We start from the raw sequence: 18,868 nt of genomic DNA on the forward strand, positions 1-18,868 counted from the left end.
TTTCGTATAGGAAAAACAGTTTGCTTGATGTTGCTGGGTGTGCAAACCTGCGCAAGCCGCCTCGGGCGGTAACGCCCACCTGGGACGAGCGTCGCTCGCGCCCGCCGTTTGCGGAGACGACATTGACTGATGCAGCGCCGATCGCGGCTTTCCTTCGGCCGGTTCCGGCCGACCTTCCGACACCCTATGTCGAGATCGATGAGGACCGGCTGACGCGCAACCTGCGCGGAATGCAGGCGCGGGCAATGGCTGCGGGCGTAACACTGCGGCCGCATATCAAGACGCACAAGTGCCTGGCGATCGCGCGCCGCCAGCTCGAACTTGGAGCTGTCGGTGTCACGGCGTCGAAGCCGGAAGAAGCGCTTGTCTTCGTCGAAGCGGGCATCCCCTCCGTAACGCTCGCCTATCCGATCGTCAGGCCCCAGTCGATCGACCGGCTCGTCCAGAGCGTGAAATCCCGTGGAACCGAGTTGTTTCTGATCGCAGCGAGCGAGGTCGGTATCGAAGCAATCGGTGCTGCGGCAGAGGCTCACGGCGTTCGACTGGGGGTGTTTCTCAAGATCGATGTTGGCCTCGGTCGTGTCGGTGTCAAGCCTTCAGATCCTCGCGCCCTCGTCTTGGCTGAAAGCATCAGCCGTCATCCGCACCTGATCTTCGCTGGGCTGCTTTCCCACGCCGGCCATTCTTATGGCAGCAAGATCCTGGAGGAGATTTCGAAGATCGCGGACGCGGAGGCAGCGGCGCTTGCCGAATTGGCTCGACGCCTCAGGCAATCCGGGGTCGACGTATCGAGGATTTCCGTCGGCGCCACGCCAACCTGCCTCGGCGCTGCGATCCCAGAGGGCGTGACCGAAATTCGTCCGGGCAACTACGCCTTTCTCGATCGTACGGCGCTGCGCCTCGGCATCTCAACGCCAGACGACATCTCCCTTTCAGTCATCGCTACAGTCGTGGCCCACAACGACAAGCACTTCATCATCGATGCCGGTTCCAAATCCCTGTCATCCGATCTCGGTGCGCATGGCTCGGGCGGCAGCGGGTTCGGCGTGGCCGTCAGCGCGGATGGCGCATATGCGGAAACCTTCGAGGTTGAACGCCTCTCCGAGGAACATGGGTTCGTTCGCTTTTCGAACACCCCGCCCACGATCGGCAGTCGCGTGCGCATCTTTCCCAACCATGCCTGCGCGGTCGTTGCGCAGTTCGACAGCGTGACCTTGCGGCAGTCGGATGGGCGTGCCGCGGCGCTCAGGATCGATGCGCGGGGAAGGCAGACGTAATCGCTCGAACGGCCATCTGCGGCCGCGGCGGAACTTTTGATTTGATCACATGAAAGAGGCTTATCATGACGAAGGAAGTTGAATGGGCGCGCATGACCGCCCCAACTCTGCGCGAACTTGCCGGAAAGCCGGGGGCGCTTGCGATCCTGCCGATCGGCTCGCTGGAACAGCATGGGCCGCATCTGCCTGTCATCACCGACACAGCCAGTGCATCGGCGGCCGCCATTCGCGCCGCGCGGCTCGTCGCGGATGAAACTCCGGTTGCTGTTCTTCCTGGCCTGTGGCTCGGCATGAGCGAGCACCACCTGCCTTTCGGCGGCACCATTACCCTCGACTATGATACGCTGAGCCGCGTCATCCGCTGCATCGTGCGCTCGCTGAAGACGCTCGGCTTCCAGCGACTGTTCATCGTCAACGGCCACGGCGGCAACATGGATCCGCTGGCGGTTGCCGTACGTGAACTGGCGGTCGAATTCGCCATGCCGATCGTCGCGACGACGCCGTGGATGCTGGCGCCGGAAGAGGCAAGCAAGATTTTCGAGGTCGACACGGGCGCTCATCACGCTTGCGAAGGCGAGGCGTCGGTCATGCTGGCGATCGTTGCGGACGCGGTAAAGACCGAGATGTTCGGCCAGGCCTTCGGCAACCAGCAGCATCCGGTGGACGTGCCCACCGACGTTTCCCGGTTCTATTCGTTTGCCGAGCGCGCGCCCGTCACCGGCACCTGGGGCGATCCGCGTAGCGCAACCGCTGAAAAGGGCGAACGCTTTCTCGATCTGCAGGCGGGTGAGCTGGTGAAGCTGATCCGCAACGACGTGCTCTGGACCGCGCCTGATCCCGTCTGGGCACCCAACCGCGGTCTCGGCACGACGGCCGGAAGGGCCGATTGAGCGTGCCCTGCTGACTACCTGGCCGAATTCTCATTTCCATTCCTGAGGAGGAACGCGGATGACCATGAAACGCGCGCGGATGCGCAACACTCTTGTTTCCCTGTTGGCAGCCACAGTGCTTTCGGGTGTCGCCATGACGCCGGCGATGGCAAAAACACTCGTCTATTGCTCGGAAGGGGCGCCCGAGGGCTTCGATGCGGCGCTCTACTCGGCCAACAGCACGTGGGACGCTTCGGCCGAGACCATCTACGACCGGCTGACCGAATTTGAAAGCGGTACGACGAAGGTCGTTCCGGGGCTCGCCGAAAGCTGGACCGTTTCCGGAGACAATCTCGAATACACGCTGAAACTGCGCCACGGCGTGAAGTTTCAGGCGTCCGAAGGCTTCACCCCGACGCGGGATTTCAACGCGGACGACGTGCTCTTCACCTACAAGCGCCAGCTGGACAAGAACGATCCGTGGAACAGCTATTTCCCCGGCGCGAACTGGGAAATGTTCAACGCGATGGAGATGCCATCGATCATCAAGGACATCGTCAAGATTGACGACAGCACCGTCAAATTCGTGCTGAACCAGCCGGACGGGTCGCTTCCCTCGAAGCTCGCTCTGAACTTCGGCTCGATCATGTCGAAGGAATATGCCGACAAGCTGGCGGCAGAGGGGCGGCGTGAGGACCTCGACCGCAAGCCCCTCGGCACCGGCCCCTTCCGCTTTGTCGACTACCAGCAGGACGCGGCGATCCGTTTTGCCGCAAACGCGGACTATTGGGGAGGCGCACCGAAGATCGACAACCTGATCTTCGCGATCACCACCGACGCGACGACGCGCATGCAGAAGCTTCAGGCCGGTGAATGCCACGTCGCACCCTACCCGGCGCCGGCCGACGTCGCGGGGCTCAAGGCAAACCCGGACCTCAACGTGCTGGAGCAACCCGGTCTCAACATCTCCTATCTTGCGATGAACACCTTGGTCGCGCCTTTCGACAAGCTCGAGGTGCGTCAGGCCATCAACATGGCGATTGATCGCAAGGCGATCGTCTCGTCCGTCTACCAAGGCATGGGGCAGGTGGCTGAGAGCGTCCTGCCGCCGACGATGTGGGGCTATAACGGCGCCGTCGAGGGCTATGGTTACGATCCGGAGACGGCAAAGAAGCTTCTGGAGAAGGCGGGCGTCAAGGATCTGAAGATGAAGATCTGGGCGATGCCCGTCAGCCGTCCCTATATGCCGAATGCCCGTCGCGCGGCAGAACTGATGCAAGCGGACCTTGCCAAGGTCGGCATCGGCGTCGAGATCGTCTCGTATGAATGGGGCGAGTATCTGAAAAAGGTGCGCGACGAGGCGCGCGATGGCGCCGTCATCCTGGGCGGCACGAGCGACAATGGGGACCCGGACAACCTGCTCGGCTACTTCTTCAGCTGCGCCGGCGTTGGCGGCAGCAACAATGCCAACTGGTGCTACAAGCCGCTCGAAGAGGCCCTTCAGAAAGCCCGGATCAGTTCCAACCAGGACGAGCGGACGAAACTCTACGAAGAGGCACAGGTGATGATCAGCGACCAGGCGCCCTGGGTGCCGATTGCCAATTCCACCGTCGTGTTGCCCATGTCGAAGAAGGTGAAGGGCTACGTCATGGAACCCTTGGGATCGCATCGCTTCGACAAGGTCGACATCGACGAGTAACGCCTGTTCGGTTGCATTTTGGCGCGCCGGCGGAGGCCGTCGCGCCAAGGGGGCCGTAGGAAGTTCGTCCGCGAGCGGCCGCCGACTGGCGACCGGATCGTCGAAACAGGAAACGGCGCACGCCGGGCGGCGTCAGGGCCGCGTCAGCAACATGGAGATGCCTTGCCCGACACCGATGCACATGGTGGCGACCGCGCGCTTTGTGCCCTGGCGTTGCAACTCCAGTGCCGCAGTCAGGGCAAGCCGCGCTCCGGACATGCCGAGCGGATGGCCAAGCGCAATGGCGCCGCCGTTCGGGTTGACGTGAGCGGCATCGTCGGCAAGGCCGAGCTGTCGCATGCAGGCGAGTGCCTGTGCCGCGAAGGCCTCGTTAAGTTCGAAAAGGTCGATGTCGCCAATAGAGAGCCCAAGGCGCTGCAGGAGCTTGCGCGTCGAGAACACCGGGCCAATACCCATGATGCGGGGCGGTACGCCTGTCGTCGCCATCCCGTCCACCCGGGCGAGTGGTTGAAGGCCATAGCGTTCGACCGCGTGGCTTGAGGCAAGGATGAGCGCGGCCGCGCCGTCGTTGACGCCGGACGCGTTGCCGGCGGTTACCGAGCCGTTGGCACGGAAAGGCGTCGGCAGGCTTGCCAGCTTCTCGATCGTCGTTGCGCGCGGGTGCTCGTCGTGCTCGACCCACGTTGTCTCGCCCTTGCGTCCCATGATCGGGTAGGGGGCGATTTCCTCGGCGAAACGTCCGCTCATTTGTGCGGCGGCCGCGCGCGCCTGGCTGCGCAGTGCAAAACCGTCCTGGTCTTCGCGCGAGATCGAAAACTCCGCCGCAACGTTTTCGGCCGTCTCCGGCATGGAGTCTATACCGTATCGGTCTTTTATCAGCGGATTGATAAAGCGCCAGCCGATCGTCGTGTCGTGGATCTCGGTGCTGCGCTGGAAAGGGCTTTCTGCCTTCGGCATGACGAAGGGCGCACGCGACATGCTCTCGACGCCGCCGGCAACGACGATGTCGGCTTCGCCGAGCCGGATCGCGCGGGCGGCATAGCCGACGGCATCCAGCCCCGAACCGCAGAGCCGGTTGATCGTCGTTCCGGCAACCGTCTCCGGCAGCCCGGCGAGCAGGCCCGCCATGCGGGCGACGTTGCGGTTGTCTTCGCCCGCCTGGTTGGCGCAGCCGAAAACGACCTCGTCGATCGCGTCGGCCGGCACGGATGCAACGCGCGCCAGCGCCTCGCGGATCACGTGAGCGGCCAAATCGTCGGGCCGCGCGGAAGACAGCACACCGCCATAGCGACCGATCGGCGTACGGACGCCGCTAACGATATAGGCGTCGGTCATGGTTTCGGCTCCTTGCGTTGCTCCGCAGCGAACATCGGCCCGCCCTTGTGCGCCGGAAAGCCGTAACCGTTGATCATCACCAGATCGATGTCGCTCGCGCGTGCAGTGATGCCTTCGGCAAGCAGAGCCCTGCCTTCCTCGGCCATGGCGTTCAAAAGCCGGTCCATGACCTCTTCTGCTGCAAAGTCGCGCGGCGTGATACCCTTGACCGCGCGCGCGGCTTCGATCGTGGCGGTAACGTCGGGATCGACGGTCCGGTGGCCATCGGGATAGGCGTACCAGCCCCAGCCACTCTTGCGGCCGAGACGGCCTTTCTCGCAAAGCCTGTCGGCGATCTCGACGTAACGGGCGTCAGGGTCACGGGTTGCCGCCTGGCGCTTGCGCCGCGCCCAGGCGATCTCGAGCCCCGCCATGTCGTTGACGGCGAAGATCCCCATCGGAAAGCCATAGGCTTCAAGCGCTGCATCAATCTCGTGGGGCAGGGCGCCATCCTCAAGCATGAACTCCGCTTCGCGGCGGTAGGCGGAGAAGATGCGGTTGCCGATGAAGCCTTCGGTGACGCCGCAGACGACGGCCAACTTGCCAAGCCGCTTGACGAAGGCAAGTGCGCTCGCAAGGACATCGGGCGCGGTCTTTGCGCAATCGACGACTTCGACCAGGCGCATGACGTTGGCGGGCGAGAAGAAGTGCAAACCGACCACCCGAGACGGATCGGCAGTCGCCGCGGCAATCGCATCGGGGTCGAGATAACTGGTGTTGGTCGCGAGAATGGCGCTGGGCGCGACGATGCCGTCGAGCCGACGGAACAGATCGGTCTTTACCTGGAGGTCGTCGAACACCGCTTCGATGACGAGATCGGCAACCGCGAGGTCCCCAGCCTCCACGGTCGTCTGCAGCCGTGCAAGGCAGTCGCCACGCCGCTCGACCGTGAGCCGCCCGGAACGGACAGTCTTGTCGAGCGTCTCGGCGATGCGGGCTCGCCCGCTGGCGGCAGCTTCCGGCGTCTGCTCCAGTGCGATCACGCGATAGCCAGAGGTTAGGGCGGAGACGGCGATGCCGGACCCCATCAACCCGGTGCCGACCACCGCGACGGTTTCGATCTGCCGCGGCGAGACGGCCCCAAGTTTCTCGACTTTACCCGCGGCGCGCTCGGCGAAGAACATATGCCTGAGGGCCGCTGACTCTGCGCCATCGCGCAGGCGCAGGAAGGTAGCGCGTTCTTCTGCCAGTCCCTGTTTCAGTGCGAGTGCGCCTGCCGCTTGGACGAGGCGAACGGCCTCGGCCGGGGCGGATTGGCCGCGCGCTTTCGCCAGAACTTTGGCGATCGCCGCATCGACGGTTGCGGGATCAGCGGGCGGAACGGCGATTGTGCCCGTCTGGCGGAGTGGTCTACCGGCGTAGTCCCGCACAAAGGCCTTCGCCGCAGCAACCGGATCGGTGGCAATGCTGTCGACGAGCCCAAGCGAAAGCGCTTCAGCGCTTTTGACGGCGCGTCCGGTTCCGATGAGCTCGATCGCCGCGACAAGACCGATTACGCGCGGCAGGCGCTGGGTCCCGCCCGCGCCGGGAACGAGGCCGAGCTTCACCTCCGGCAGGCCGAATGACGCCTTCTCGCCGGCGATGCGGCCATGGCACGCGAGCGAAACTTCGCAGCCGCCGCCAAGCGCGGCGCCGTTGACTGCCGAGACGACAGGCTTGCCGAAGTTCTCGATCCGGTCGATCACGTCGGGAAGCGTCGGCTCGACGAGCGGCTTGCCGAATTCCTTGATGTCGGCGCCACCAATGAAGGTGTTGCCCGCCCCCGCGATCACGACACCAAAAATCTCAGGCAACGCAGCGGCATGGTCGAGTGCCGCCATCAGACCTGAACGGACATGCGCGGAGAGAGCATTGACGGGCGGGTTGTCGATGGTGACGACAAGAACGCCGTCTTCAGTGCGGGCGGAAACGCTCTCCGAAAGCCTGATCTCGGGCATGTCGACAAGCCTCAAGCGGGGATGACGGCCGTGGCCTGGATCTCGATCTTGGCGCGGTCTTCGACCAACGCCACCACCTGCATTGCCGCCATCGCCGGGAAATGCCGCCCGATGATCTCGCGGTAGGCCTGGCCGATGCCGCGCAGGTTGCCGACATATTCCTGCTTGTCCGTGAAGTACCAGGTCATGGTGGTGATGTGCTGCGGCTCGGCGCCGCCGGCGGCGAGCACCGCAACGACGTTCTTCAGGGTCTGGCGCACCTGTTCGACGAAATCGTCGGTCTCGAACTCGGACTGCGCGTTCCAGCCGATCTGGCCGCCGACGAAAACGGTACGGCCCGTGGCGGCAACGCCGTTGGCGTAGCCGATCGGCTTTGCCCAGCCTTCAGGTTGCAGGATGGTGTGCATCGGTCGTCTCCAGATGTTGTGTCAGCGCGGCGCGGATGTCGTCCGGCCACGGCAATGAGGCGTGATTGTCGAGCGAGGTGGCTACGACCCGTTGTTTCGCAGTCCAGAGCACCGTCTCCCTTGCGGACACCGTGTGTTCCATGTCTAGGGATGACCGACCGACGCCGCGGACCGTAAGCGCGAATTCAAGATCGTCGCCCTGGAAGCCCGGACGCGAGAAGGTGAGATCGAGCCGGACCGTCGGTACGCCGATCCGTCGCTCGTCATTCATCGTCTTCCAGGGGAAACCGAGCGAAGCGAAGAAGTCCTCGGTCACCCCGACGAGAATGTTGAGATAGGATGGGAAGTAGGCGATGCCTGAAGGGTCGCAATCGCCGAACCGGAGCGGTCTATTGGCCTTGAACATTGATGCCCGACCTCAGTTGGCGAAGGCGGCGATGCCGGTGATCGCACGGCCGAGGATCAGCGCGTGGATGTCGTGGGTGCCTTCATAGGTGTTGACCACTTCGAGGTTGACGAGATGGCGGGCCACCGGAAACTCGTCCGAAATGCCGTTGCCGCCAAGCATGTCGCGGGCAGTCCGGGCAATTTCCAACGCCTTGCCGCAGGAATTGCGCTTGAGGATCGAGGTCAGCTCAACCGGCGGGTTGCCCTCGTCCTTCATGCGGCCGAGCCGCAGGCAACCCTGCAGCCCAAGGGCAATCTCCGTTGCCATGTCTGCGAGCTTCTTCTGGATCAGCTGGTTGGCGGCAAGCGGCCGGCCGAACTGCTTGCGGTCGATCACGTATTGCCGCGCCGTCTCGTAGCAGGATTCGGCCGCACCAAGGGCGCCCCAGGCGATGCCGAAGCGCGCGGAGTTGAGGCAGGTAAAAGGGCCCTTCAGTCCTGCCACGCTCGGCAGCATGTTCTCGTCCGGCACGAAGACCTCGTCCATGACGATCTGGCCGGTAATCGAGGCGCGAAGTCCCACCTTGCCGTGGATCGCAGGCGCGCTCAGCCCCTTCCAGCCTTTCTCGAGGATGAAGCCGCGGATCGCACCGTCTGATGTCTTTGCCCAGACGACGAAGACGTCGGCGATCGGTGCATTGGAAATCCAGGTCTTCGAGCCGGAAAGCAGGTAGCCGCCGTCGACCTTGCTGGCCTTGGTGATCATCGAACCCGGGTCTGAACCGTGGTCGGGTTCGGTGAGGCCGAAGCAGCCGATCTTCGTGCCGGCGATCAGTCCCGGCAGGTACTTGCGCTTCTGGTCCTCGCTGCCGAACGTATAGATCGGCACGATCACCAGCGACGACTGCACGCTCATCATCGAGCGGTAGCCGCTGTCGATGCGTTCTATTTCGCGGGCAATCAGGCCGTAGGAGACGTAGTTCAGCCCGGCTCCGCCGTACTCTTCGGAAACCATCGGGCCGAGCAAGCCGAGTTCGCCCATCTCGGCGAAAATCGACGGATCGGTCTTCTCGTGGCGGAAGGCCTCCTGCACGCGCGGCGCCAGCCGGTCTTCGGCATAGCCTTGTGCTGTGTGCCGCACCATGCGTTCTTCTTCCGTCAGCTGCGCATCCAGGCTGAACGGATCCTGCCAATTGAATGACGCCTTTGAACCATGCATGTTCGACACCTTCTCGTTACTTGCCGACGCTCTTCATCAGCTCGCGGCCGATGATCAGCTTTTGAACTTCGGTCGCACCCTCGTAGATGCGCAGCGCCCGGATCTCGCGATAAAGCCGCTCGGTGATTTCGCCGACGCGCACGCCGCGACCGCCAAAAAGCTGCAGCGCCTGGTCGATGACCCACTGCGCGTTTTCGGTCGCGGTCATCTTGGCCATCGCCGCTTCCCGCGTGGTCGGCCGTTTCTGGACATCGCGCTGCCATGCCGTGCGGCAGGTCAGAAGTGCCGCCGCGTCGATCGCGGTTGCCATCTCGCCCAGCGTGCTTTGGGCGGTCGGCAGGTCGGCAAGGGTTGCGCCGAACATCCTGCGGTTCTTCGCATGGGCGACCGCCTCGTCGAGCGCGCGGCGGGCAAAGCCGATCGCAGCGGCTGCGACCGAAGGGCGGAAGATGTCGAGCGTGCGCATGGCGATCTTGAAGCCTTCGCCCGGGGACCCAAGAAGCTGCGAAGCCGGAATGCGGCAATTGTCAAAGCGGATCCGGGCGAGCGGATGCGGCGCAATCGTCTCGATGCGTTCGGCGATCGTGAAGCCCGGTGTGTTGGCGAAGACCACGAAGGCGGAAATGCCGCGGGTACCGGGGGCTTCGCCAGTGCGGGCGAATACCGTGTAGACGTCCGCAATGCCGCCGTTGGAAATCCAGGTCTTTTCGCCGTCGAGCACGAAATGATCGCCATCGCGGCGGGCAGCGCAGGCCATGGCCGCGACGTCCGAGCCCGCCTCGGGCTCGGAAAGCGCAAAGGCGGAGATCCATTCGCCGCCCGCGACCTTGGGCAGGATGGCCTGCTTCAGTGCCTCGGATCCGGCAAGGCTGATCGCGCCGGTGCCAAGCCCCTGCATGGCGAAGGCGAAGTCGGCAAGGCCGTCGGCATAGGCAAGCGTCTCGCGAATGAGGCAGAGCGAGCGGCTGTCGATCTCATCGCTACTGCCGCCGAATGCCTTCGGTACGCAGTGGCGAAGAATGCCCGCGCCGCCAAGCGCATTAACCAGATGCCGACACGCGGCATCGACATTGCCGTGATCGACTTTGCCGAGACCGCCGCCGGCGACGAAATCGTCCAGTACGCCGGAAAGCGTGCGGTGGCCGTCTGCGAAGAATGGCCAGTCGAGATGATCGCGGGACGGCTGCAGCAGGGGTGTCTCATGGGAGCCCATGTTCAGTTCCCCTTGAATTCCGGCTTCGCCTTGGCGGCGAACGCCTCGAAGGCACGGCGGAAGTCACCGGTCGCCATGCAGATCGCCTGAGCTTGCGCTTCCGATTCGATCAGCTGGTCGATGCCCATGGCCCATTCCTGATCGAGCATCTTCTTGGTCATCGCGTGGGCGAACCAGGGGCCGTCAGCGATGGTCCGTGCGAATTTCTGTGCTTCGGCAAGCAGCGACGGACGCTCGTGCAGGGCGTTGTAGAAACCCCAGGCGTGGCCCTCGGTCGCTGTCATGACGCGGCCGGTGAAAAGCAGTTCGGCCGCGCGGCCCTGGCCGATAATGCGGGGAAGAATGCCGCACGCACCCATATCGGCGCCCGCGAGCCCGACGCGAGTAAAGAGAAAAGCCGTTTTTGCCTCCGGCGTCGCGACACGGAAATCCGACGCCATGGCGAGAATTGCGCCGGCGCCGGCGCAGATGCCATCGACGGCTGCGATGACCGGCTGCGGGCAGGCGCGGATCTGGCGCACCAGCTCGCCGGTCATGCGGGTGAAATCCAGGAGGTCGGGCATCGACATGCGCGTCAGCGGTTCGATGATCTCGAAGACATCGCCGCCGGAGGAGAAATTGTCATTGGCGCCGGTCAGCACCACGGCGCGCACGTCGCTGGCGCGACCCAGCGCCCGGAAGAGGTCGACGAGTTCCTCGTAGCTCTCGAAGGTCAGCGGGTTCTTCTTTTCCGGGCGGTTGAGGGTGATTGTGGCGACCCGGCCGTCGGCATCCGTTTCGAACAGGAAGTGCTTCGCCTTATGGCCCTTGAGGGGACGCTTCTTGGCCTGCATCGGGTTTGTCATCTCTATCCTCCGAGAACTTCGCCGCCGGCAACTGCAACTGCCTGGCCGGTTATCGCGCTCGCCTTTTTTGAGACGAGCCAAGAAACGGTGTGGGCGACCTCTTCCGGCGTCACCAGGCGTCCCTGCGGATTGGAACGGGCGAGGCTGGCGCGGGCTTCCTCGCGCGAGCGGCCGGTCTTCTCGCTGATCGTATCGAGCGCCCCGTCGATGAGCGGCGTGTCGGTGAAACCGGGGCACACGGCGTTGACGGTGACATCAGTGCGCGCAAGCTCAAGCGCCAGCGCGCGTGTCAGGCCGACGACTCCATGCTTGGACGCGCAATAGGCGGAAACATAGGCGTAGCCGGTAAGGCCCGCCGTGCTTGCGACATTGACGATCCGGCCGTTTCCGGCCCGGCGCACGGAAGCAAGGGCTGCCTGCGTCACCAGATAGACGCCGGTCAGATTGATGGAGAGCACCCGTTGCCAAAGCGCAAAGTCGGTCTTTTCGAACGGTGCCGAAGGCGCCTCGCCGGCGCAGTTGACGAGAACGGCAATATCTCCGCTCTTGGCAATCGCAGCCGCGATGCCCTGCTCGACCGCTTCCGGATCGGTCACGTCAAACCTGGCGCAAACGTGTGCCTCGCCCCCCAGCGTACGGATGTCTTCTCGCACGGCTTCGAGGGGTTCCGCACGTCGCCCCGCGAGGCTGACGGCGTGGCCGTCGGCGGCAAGCGCCAGGGCGATCGCTTTGCCGATACCGCTTCCCGCGCCCGTGACGAAAGCATGCCTTTTGCTCATGATTTTCCTGCCGTCGTAGCGGCGCGCGCCAGATTGTTGACGTATTGCGCGCGGGCAGAGTGGTACTGCTTGGGCCAGGGCTGGCCGTCGTAGCCGATCCTTGCCGCCTCGTGCAGGACGAAGGACGGGTCTGCCAGATGCGGGCGGGCGATGGCGCAGAGGTCCGCGCGGCCGGCGGCGATAATCGAATTGGCGTGGTCGGCTTCCGATATCGCACCGACGGCAATGGTTGCGACCTGGATCTCGTTGCGGATCTTGTCGGAGAACGGTGTCTGGAACAGGCGGCCGTAAACCGGCTTTTCTTCCTTCACCACCTGACCGGAGGAGCAGTCGATCATGTCGGCGCCGGCCTCCTTGAACAGGCGAGCAAAGATCGCCGCGTCTTCGGGTGTGTTGCCGCCTTCATGCCAGTCATGGGTCGAGAGGCGCACCGACATCGGCCTGTCCTCAGGCCAGGCCTTGCGGACCGCGTGGAACACTTCGAGCGGGAAACGGGCACGGGCCGCATGGTCGCCGCCATACGCATCCGTACGATGGTTGGTGAGCGGTGACAGGAAACTCGACAAGAGGTACCCGTGGGCCACATGCAGTTCGAGAATGTCGAAACCGAGGTCGCGGGCGCGTTCAGCGGCCTGCACGAAGTCGGCAAGGACGCGGTCCATGTCGGCGCGAGTCATTTCGCGCGGTGTGTCGGAGTGCTTGAGGTAGGGCAGGGCGGAGGCCGAAATCAGCGGCCAGCCGCCTTCGCTCAAGGGCTGGTCGATCCCTTCCCAGGCAAGCTTGGTCGCGCCCTTGCGGCCGGCGTGGCCGAGCTGGATGCCGATCTTGGCGGGTGTCTGCTGGTGCACGAAGTCGACAATGCGCTTGAAAGCCTGTGCCTGTTCGTCGTTCCAGAGGCCCAGGCAACCGTGCGTGATGCGGGCATCCGCCGATACGCAGGTCATCTCCGGAAAGACGAGAGCGGCGCCGCCCATGGCGCGCGCGCCGAGATGCACCATGTGGAAGTCGTTCGGCACACCGTCGGTCGCCGAATACATCGCCATCGGCGAAACCACGATGCGGTTCTTGAGCGTCATGCCACGAAGCTTGAAAGGCGTGAACATTGGTGGGGGAACAGCGCCGTTCGCCGCCGGCTCGACGCCGGCGCGCTCAGCAAACCAGCGCTCGAATCCCTCGAGCCAGTCCTTGTCGCGCAGGCGAAGGTTCTCGTGGCTGATGCGCTGCGAGCGGGTCAGCATCGAGTACATGAACTGTTCCGGTTCCAGCGTGTCGGCATAGCGCGTGCCGACCACTTCGAACCATTCCATGGCGTTGCGCGCAGCGTTCTGGATGCGGGCGACGTCGACACGGCGCACGTCCTCGTACGTCGCGAGCACGGCGGGGATGTTGGCCTTGTCATGGCCGAGAATATCGAACTGGCGGGTGAGCTCGATCGCGTCATCGATCGCGAGCTTGGTGCCCGAGCCGATCGCGAAATGCGCCGTGTGGGCGCTATCGCCCATCAGCACGACGTGGCTGCGGCCGTTGAAGTGGCTCCACTTCTCGCAGATCAACCGGCCGAAATTCAGCCAGGCGGAGCCGCGCAGGTGTCGCGCGTTGGTCATCAGCCTGTGGCCGTCGAGCGTACCTGCAAAGAGCTTTTCGCAGAACGCGATCGACTGGTCCTGGTCCATCTGGTCGAGGCCATGGGCGCGGAAGACATCGTCGGTGGTCTCAACGATGAAGGTCGAGGTGTTCTCGTCGAAGCGGTAGATATGCGCCTGGAACCAGCCGTGCTCGGTGCGTTGGAAATCGAAGGTGAAGGCGTCGAACTTTTTGTTCGTACCGAGCCAGACATAACGGTTCGGGCGGACGACCATGTCGGGTTGGAAGATCTCGGTATATTTGTTGCGGATCCGCGAGTTCACCCCGTCGGAAGCGATGATCAGGTCCGCATCGGCGAACTGTTCGTCGCTTTCAACGTCCGTTTCGAAAAGGAGTTCGACGCCAAGCTCAAGGCAGCGATCCTGCAGAATGTTGAGCATCTTCTTACGGCCGATGCCGACGAAACCGTGACCGGTCGTCCTGATCTTGCGGCCCTTGAAAACCAGCTCGATGTCGTCCCAGTGATTAAACGAGACCTCGATCGCTTCGGCTGTTTCCGGATCCCATTGACGCATCGACTGCATGGTCTGATCGGAAAACACGACGCCCCAGCCGAAGGTGTCGAAGGCGCGGTTCCGCTCTACGACGGTGACGTGATGCTCCGGGTGCTGGCGCTTCATCAGCAGCGCAAAATAGAGGCCGGCGGGCCCGCCACCGATACAGACGATCCGCATGTCGTTCTCCTCCCGAGCTCCGGCTGCGCGCGTCGCCGTCGAGAGAACTTTGGTCGTCCTCCCGAACTGCTGGATGCAGGGTGGACTCGTTCAGGAGAAATTTCAAGCTTAAAATTGTTTTGGCCAGAAGGGACACCCTCGCATGCGTTCGGAGCGCGACGGCGGTATCGTGCCGTTGCGATGTGGCTCGGAGCCAGGAAGGGGAAGAGGAGGGCTCAGGCGTTTCGCGCGAGTGAAGTGATGATCGAGCGTTTGAGCGTGGCGAGCTCGTCCATCAGCACGCCGCCGTCCTTCGCTGGAAGCCCGGCGAAGAGGTCGGAGATCCAGTCGGCGTGCCTTGCGGCCATCTTCTCGAATTCGGCGCGGCCGAAGGGGGTAAGCGCAATGATCTGGACGCGTCGGTCCGTCGGCAGTGTCGTGCGGCTGATGTGGCCGCTCTCGGTCAGGCGCTCGACCAGCACCGTGATGTTGCCCGGAGAGACCATCATGCGTTTGGATACTTCGCCGAGCACCATGCCGTCGGGCGCGCGCTCGAGCTGGGCCATCAGGTCGAAGCGCGGCAGGGTCGAATCAAATTCTTCCCTGAGCCGCCGGCGAACTTCGCTCTCGACCAGCGTCGAGCAGGTCAGAAGGCGCAGCCAGAGCCTGAGTTCTGCACGATGATCGCCCGGCGCCTCGAGCGCCTTGGTCTCGCCATCCACCCATTCCGGTGAAATGTCGAACTTGTCTTCACCCATCATTCGAAACGTCCGCTTCCAACCCTGCGCAAATCACCGCGCGCTTTCGTGATCCTGTTCTTAATGACGTTGGCAGGTCTTGGACAGGTTGTCACGGGCCGTCATTTGGACGCAAGGCCGGAGGTCGACCGGCCGGGAGATGGTACGGTACGACCACCGTCTTCGGACTGGACATAGACGTTGACGGTAAAGCCGATGTGCTCGGCCATCAGCGCGCGGGCACGCTCGATGTCGCGATCGAGTGCCGCCTCCATCAGTTCGGTATGATGCTCGATCGCCATGGCATCCTGCAAAGCCGCGACCGCCTCTTCGTATCCTGCGCTCATGCCCGCAGCGGCGCCCATCGTCGGGGCAAGGCTCAAAAAGCGATGGTGGCGTCGGAGCTGGTCGGAAATCGTCGCCTGAAAACGGAAAAGCCAACGCGACCGTGCCGCACTGATCAACGCCAAATGGAACGCCGCGTGTTTCTCGTCCCACTCGTCGACCTCGCTTTCCGAGAAGTGTTCGACGGACGCCTTGCAGCGCGACAGCCGGTAGTGTGCCGTGACGACGGCGGATTCCCATGCGCTGTCGCCATTCTCGATCGACTCGATGAGCAGCGGCATTTCGACCGCCAGGCGCGCACGGGTGAGATCGTCGAGTTCTTCGCGTGACACCGGTGCGACGGCAAAGCCGCGATTGCTGATCGCGGTGACGAGGCCTTCCGCCTCCAGCCGCGACAGGGCCTCGCGTAGAGGCGTCCAGCCGATCCCATAGCTTTCACGCAGCGCACTCAGCTTCATCGGCGCGCCAGGCGTGAGCCGCGTCGCAAGAATGTCGCGGCGCAGCAGTCGGTAGGCCGATTCCGTCTTGGTCGACTGTTCGTGGTCTTGCATCCCATTCCCTTTGCGCCCACGCCGAATTAGCGCAAATATATATAGTTCCGAGCGATGGATGAAAATATATATATTTGTTTGACAAGAACTCCGACCGCCGCCATCATCCCCGCAAGCCGCCGAGGAGGGCGGTAACGCTCGTCAGATTCTGGGAGGGATGTATGAGCAGGCTTAAGAGCACGTGGCTTTCGGGATTGGTTGTCGCCGGCGCGATTGCGTTGGGCGCGGGAACGGCCGCCGCCGATCCGATCCGCATCGGCATCGCCAATTTCGGCGAGCATCCGCAATTGAACGCATCGATCGCGGGCTTCAAGAAGGCGCTCTCTGAAAACGGCTTCGTCGAAGGCAAGGATGTTGTCTACACCGAGAGCCACACAAACTTCGACGCCTCGCTGGTGCCGCAGATGATCGCCAAGCTGCAGGCCGAACAGCCGAAGCTGGTCTACACGATTACGACGCCCGTCTCGCAGATCGCCAAGAAGGCGCTCGCCGGCTCCGGCATTCCGGTCGTCTTCTCGGCCGTCACCGATCCGGTAGCTGCCAAGCTGGTGCCTTCGTGGGAGGCAGGCGATGAAGGGATGACCGGCGCTACCGACCTTCAGGACGTGGCCGCGGTCATGGCCTTTACCCGCAAGTTGCTGCCGGACGCAAAGCGCTTCGGCGTGCCCTATAATCCGGGCGAAGCGAACGACACGGCACTTCTCGACAAGATCAAGGAAGCAGCCCCTGCTGCCGGTTTTGAGGTCGTCGAGGTCGGCGTCGACAACGTCAACGACATCCAGCAGCGCATCGCCTCCTTCGCCGGCAAGGCCGATGTGATCTACACGCCCGCATCCAACCTCTTGCAGCCAGCGATCGGTGCCGTTTCGGCGGCGGCACGCCAGGCCCAGATCCCGATCGTGAACTCCGACGACGGCGCCGTGCGTGACGGCGTCGTACCGGCGAGCTTCGCCGTCAACTACGAGCAGGTCGGCATGAATGCCGGCAAGATCGCCGCCCAGATCCTGAAAGGCACGGACCCGAAGACGATCGCGCCGTCGCGCCCGGCCTATGAGGATCATGCACCGCTGATCTCGAAGAAGGCGGCGGCCGCCTTCGGCATCGAAGTGCCGGCAGCGCTCGCCACCGAGTGCAACTGCGTCGTCGACTGATTTCCGGTTGGTCTCAATAGTGACGGCGCCAAGAGTGCCGTCACTCCACGATTAGGGGGAGCCAATGCTGGAAATCAGATCGGCCCGCAAAGTCTTCTACAAGGGGCAGGCAGACGAAAAGGTCGCGCTCGACGGCCTTAATCTCCGCCTCGCGACGGGCGAATTCGGCGTCGTCATCGGCTCCAACGGGGCCGGCAAGAGCAGTATGCTCAACGCAATCTCGGGCGCACTCGTGCTCGACACCGGCCAGATCGTCATCAACGGCGACGATGTCACGGCGACCCCCGTGCACAAGCGCGCCATGCGGCTTGCCCGCGTCTTCCAGGACCCGATGCGCGGCACTGCCGCCTCGATGACGGTCGCGGAAAACATGCTGCTTGCCGAACTGCGCAGCAACAAGCGTACGCTGCGGCGCGGGCTGAATGCGACAAGGCTTGCCACCTACAAGGACCGACTGTCGCTGCTGGGACTTGGTCTCGAAAATCGCCTGGACACCCGCGTGGAACTGCTCTCTGGCGGTCAGCGACAATCGCTGTCGCTGATCATGGCGGTCGGCGGCGAGCCGGAACTTCTGCTGCTTGACGAGCATACTGCCGCGCTCGACCCGCGCACGGCCGACATCGTCATGCAGGCGACGATCCGCGCGGTCGAAGCCCTGAAGCTGACGACGCTGATGGTGACGCACAACATGCAGCACGCGGTCGACTTCGGCCACAAGGTCATCATGCTCGATGCCGGGCGGGTCCGCCTCGAGATCGACGGCAAGGAGAAGGCCCAAGCGACGGTGCCAGACCTGATCGGTCATTTCGCCGTCAAAACCGACCGTATGTTCCTGGCGAGCTGACGATCATGGATATCATTCAAAACACCATTTCGAGCTTCGTTTCTCTCGTTCCGGTCACGCTGGCGCAGAGCCTGATCCTCGCTTTCGTCGTGCTCGGCATCATGATTCCGTTCCGCATGCTGAGCTTTCCGGACCTGACCAGCGAAGGCGCGTTCCCGCTTGGCGGTTGCGTCTGCGGCGTGCTGATGGCTGCCGGCATGTCGCCGCTCGCGGCGATCGCCATTGCTGTCGTCGCAGGTTTCCTTGCGGGATGCTGCACTGCGTTCATCCATCTGAGGTTCCGCATTCACACGCTGCTTGCCGGCATCCTGATGATGACGATGCTCTATTCGATCAACCTCAGGATCATGGGCCGGTCGAACCTCTCGGTCTTCGGCGCGCCGACGGTGTTCGACTGGGCGCCAGGGCTGCAGCCGGGCTTTCCGGCGAGCAAGATCGTGGTCGCCGGACTGATCGCCCTTATCGTCTTCTTTCTGCTCTATCACTTCTTCCGGACGGAGAAGGGCACGGCGGTGCGCGCCGTTGGCGCCAATCCTGATATGGCCGAGGCGCAAGGCATCAATGTCTGGCTCGCGACCATCGGCGGCGTCGGCCTTGCCGGTGCTTTCTCGGCGGCAGGCGGCGCGCTGATGGTCCAGTCGCAGGGCTTTGCCGACGTCAATATGGGTCTCGGCATCCTGATCAATGGCCTTGCGGCCCTGATGATCGGCGAGGCGATCGTCGGCAAGCAGAGCGTGCTTCGTCAGCTCGCCGCCCCCTTCGTCGGCGCGGTCGTCTACTACCAGCTCGTTTCCTTCTGCCTGGCCGCCGGCATGCCGCCGCCAGATCTGAAACTTGCGACTGGCCTGTTCGTGCTCGCCATGCTGGCTCTGCCGAGCCTCAAGCGAAGCCGCGGGCCAGCCCCCGCCCGCGAAACCGTTCGCGAATAGACAAGGAC

Annotated in this window: 17 protein-coding genes; 6 read left to right on the top strand and 11 right to left on the bottom strand. The window is 63.6% G+C overall.

Going from position 1 to position 18,868, the window contains the following annotated elements:
- The first annotated feature begins 122 nt into the window (after positions 1-122).
- From VGO04_RS27790 to VGO04_RS27800, 3 genes are all read left to right on the top strand, one after another.
- Positions 123-1,277 (top strand): alanine racemase, encoded by a 1,155-nt coding sequence (locus VGO04_RS27790; protein ID WP_327499199.1) that lies wholly within the window; start codon positions 123-125, stop codon positions 1,275-1,277.
- 65 nt (positions 1,278-1,342) lie between these two features.
- Positions 1,343-2,167, top strand: a complete 825-nt coding sequence (locus VGO04_RS27795) for a creatininase family protein (protein WP_327499200.1) — start codon at positions 1,343-1,345, stop codon at positions 2,165-2,167.
- 79 nt (positions 2,168-2,246) lie between these two features.
- Positions 2,247-3,845 (top strand): ABC transporter substrate-binding protein, encoded by a 1,599-nt coding sequence (locus VGO04_RS27800; protein WP_327499462.1) that lies wholly within the window; start codon positions 2,247-2,249, stop codon positions 3,843-3,845.
- A gap of 132 nt (positions 3,846-3,977) precedes the next feature.
- On the opposite strand, the gene pcaF is transcribed toward VGO04_RS27800, so the two are convergent.
- The 11 genes from pcaF to VGO04_RS27855 all read right to left on the bottom strand — a co-directional run bounded on the left by pcaF (position 3,978) and on the right by VGO04_RS27855 (position 15,936).
- Positions 3,978-5,180: a 3-oxoadipyl-CoA thiolase gene (gene pcaF / locus VGO04_RS27805; protein ID WP_327499201.1), complete on the bottom strand. Its 1,203-nt coding sequence runs from the start codon at positions 5,178-5,180 to the stop codon at positions 3,978-3,980.
- The gene (locus VGO04_RS27810) at positions 5,177-7,156 is read right to left on the bottom strand and encodes a 3-hydroxyacyl-CoA dehydrogenase NAD-binding domain-containing protein (RefSeq protein WP_327499202.1); all 1,980 of its coding nucleotides are present in this window, start codon (positions 7,154-7,156) and stop codon (positions 5,177-5,179) included. The genes pcaF and VGO04_RS27810 overlap by 4 nt, the downstream gene beginning before the upstream one ends.
- Before the next feature lie 11 nt (positions 7,157-7,167).
- Positions 7,168-7,563, bottom strand: a complete 396-nt coding sequence (locus tag VGO04_RS27815) for a RidA family protein (protein WP_327499203.1) — start codon at positions 7,561-7,563, stop codon at positions 7,168-7,170.
- Entirely contained in the window at positions 7,541-7,969 is a 429-nt protein-coding gene (locus VGO04_RS27820; RefSeq protein WP_327499204.1) for a thioesterase family protein, read from the bottom strand. Before VGO04_RS27820 ends, VGO04_RS27815 begins: the two co-directional genes overlap by 23 nt.
- Before the next feature lie 12 nt (positions 7,970-7,981).
- Complete coding sequence (locus tag VGO04_RS27825) at positions 7,982-9,169, bottom strand: acyl-CoA dehydrogenase (RefSeq protein ID WP_327499205.1); 1,188 nt, start codon at positions 9,167-9,169, stop codon at positions 7,982-7,984.
- Positions 9,170-9,185: 16 nt separating this feature from the next.
- Positions 9,186-10,382, bottom strand: a complete 1,197-nt coding sequence (locus VGO04_RS27830) for an acyl-CoA dehydrogenase family protein (protein ID WP_327499206.1) — start codon at positions 10,380-10,382, stop codon at positions 9,186-9,188.
- A gap of 2 nt (positions 10,383-10,384) precedes the next feature.
- On the bottom strand, positions 10,385-11,227 hold the full coding sequence (locus VGO04_RS27835) for an enoyl-CoA hydratase family protein (RefSeq protein ID WP_327499207.1): 843 nt from the start codon (positions 11,225-11,227) through the stop codon (positions 10,385-10,387).
- A gap of 2 nt (positions 11,228-11,229) precedes the next feature.
- Entirely contained in the window at positions 11,230-12,006 is a 777-nt protein-coding gene (locus VGO04_RS27840; protein ID WP_327499208.1) for an SDR family NAD(P)-dependent oxidoreductase, read from the bottom strand.
- Complete coding sequence (locus VGO04_RS27845) at positions 12,003-14,324, bottom strand: bifunctional salicylyl-CoA 5-hydroxylase/oxidoreductase (protein ID WP_327499209.1); 2,322 nt, start codon at positions 14,322-14,324, stop codon at positions 12,003-12,005. Before VGO04_RS27845 ends, VGO04_RS27840 begins: the two co-directional genes overlap by 4 nt.
- 215 nt (positions 14,325-14,539) lie before the next feature.
- Positions 14,540-15,064 (bottom strand): MarR family winged helix-turn-helix transcriptional regulator, encoded by a 525-nt coding sequence (locus VGO04_RS27850; RefSeq protein WP_327499210.1) that lies wholly within the window; start codon positions 15,062-15,064, stop codon positions 14,540-14,542.
- A gap of 98 nt (positions 15,065-15,162) precedes the next feature.
- Positions 15,163-15,936: a GntR family transcriptional regulator gene (locus VGO04_RS27855; protein ID WP_327499211.1), complete on the bottom strand. Its 774-nt coding sequence runs from the start codon at positions 15,934-15,936 to the stop codon at positions 15,163-15,165.
- Between the two features lie 161 nt (positions 15,937-16,097).
- Between VGO04_RS27855 and VGO04_RS27860 the strand changes: the two genes are divergently transcribed.
- The 3 genes from VGO04_RS27860 (at position 16,098) to VGO04_RS27870 (ending at position 18,860) form a co-directional block, all read left to right on the top strand.
- Entirely contained in the window at positions 16,098-17,087 is a 990-nt protein-coding gene (locus VGO04_RS27860; RefSeq protein ID WP_327499212.1) for an ABC transporter substrate-binding protein, read from the top strand.
- A gap of 64 nt (positions 17,088-17,151) precedes the next feature.
- The gene (locus VGO04_RS27865) at positions 17,152-17,931 is read left to right on the top strand and encodes an ABC transporter ATP-binding protein (RefSeq protein WP_327499213.1); all 780 of its coding nucleotides are present in this window, start codon (positions 17,152-17,154) and stop codon (positions 17,929-17,931) included.
- A gap of 5 nt (positions 17,932-17,936) precedes the next feature.
- A complete protein-coding gene (locus VGO04_RS27870) occupies positions 17,937-18,860 on the top strand; it encodes an ABC transporter permease (RefSeq protein WP_327499214.1) in 924 nt (307 codons plus the stop codon).
- Positions 18,861-18,868 lie beyond the last annotated feature (8 nt).

The organism is Ensifer sp., from assembly GCF_035999185.1.
Classification (GTDB): domain Bacteria; phylum Pseudomonadota; class Alphaproteobacteria; order Rhizobiales; family Rhizobiaceae; genus Ensifer.

Bases quoted from the DNA above. Each gene is read 5' to 3' on its own strand.
- VGO04_RS27865 (WP_327499213.1), top strand. From the start codon at position 17,152: ATGCTGGAAATCAGATCGGCCCGCAAAGTCTTCTACAAGGGGCAGGCA.
- VGO04_RS27870 (WP_327499214.1), top strand. From the start codon at position 17,937: ATGGATATCATTCAAAACACCATTTCGAGCTTCGTTTCTCTCGTTCCG.
- VGO04_RS27815 (WP_327499203.1), bottom strand. From the start codon at position 7,563: ATGCACACCATCCTGCAACCTGAAGGCTGGGCAAAGCCGATCGGCTAC.
- VGO04_RS27845 (WP_327499209.1), bottom strand. From the start codon at position 14,324: ATGCGGATCGTCTGTATCGGTGGCGGGCCCGCCGGCCTCTATTTTGCG.
- VGO04_RS27850 (WP_327499210.1), bottom strand. From the start codon at position 15,064: ATGATGGGTGAAGACAAGTTCGACATTTCACCGGAATGGGTGGATGGC.
- VGO04_RS27840 (WP_327499208.1), bottom strand. From the start codon at position 12,006: ATGAGCAAAAGGCATGCTTTCGTCACGGGCGCGGGAAGCGGTATCGGC.
- VGO04_RS27825 (WP_327499205.1), bottom strand. From the start codon at position 9,169: ATGCATGGTTCAAAGGCGTCATTCAATTGGCAGGATCCGTTCAGCCTG.
- pcaF (WP_327499201.1), bottom strand. From the start codon at position 5,180: ATGACCGACGCCTATATCGTTAGCGGCGTCCGTACGCCGATCGGTCGC.
- VGO04_RS27860 (WP_327499212.1), top strand. From the start codon at position 16,098: ATGAGCAGGCTTAAGAGCACGTGGCTTTCGGGATTGGTTGTCGCCGGC.
- VGO04_RS27795 (WP_327499200.1), top strand. From the start codon at position 1,343: ATGACGAAGGAAGTTGAATGGGCGCGCATGACCGCCCCAACTCTGCGC.
- VGO04_RS27835 (WP_327499207.1), bottom strand. From the start codon at position 11,227: ATGACAAACCCGATGCAGGCCAAGAAGCGTCCCCTCAAGGGCCATAAG.
- VGO04_RS27855 (WP_327499211.1), bottom strand. From the start codon at position 15,936: ATGCAAGACCACGAACAGTCGACCAAGACGGAATCGGCCTACCGACTG.
- VGO04_RS27800 (WP_327499462.1), top strand. From the start codon at position 2,247: ATGCGCAACACTCTTGTTTCCCTGTTGGCAGCCACAGTGCTTTCGGGT.
- VGO04_RS27820 (WP_327499204.1), bottom strand. From the start codon at position 7,969: ATGTTCAAGGCCAATAGACCGCTCCGGTTCGGCGATTGCGACCCTTCA.
- VGO04_RS27810 (WP_327499202.1), bottom strand. From the start codon at position 7,156: ATGCCCGAGATCAGGCTTTCGGAGAGCGTTTCCGCCCGCACTGAAGAC.
- VGO04_RS27830 (WP_327499206.1), bottom strand. From the start codon at position 10,382: ATGGGCTCCCATGAGACACCCCTGCTGCAGCCGTCCCGCGATCATCTC.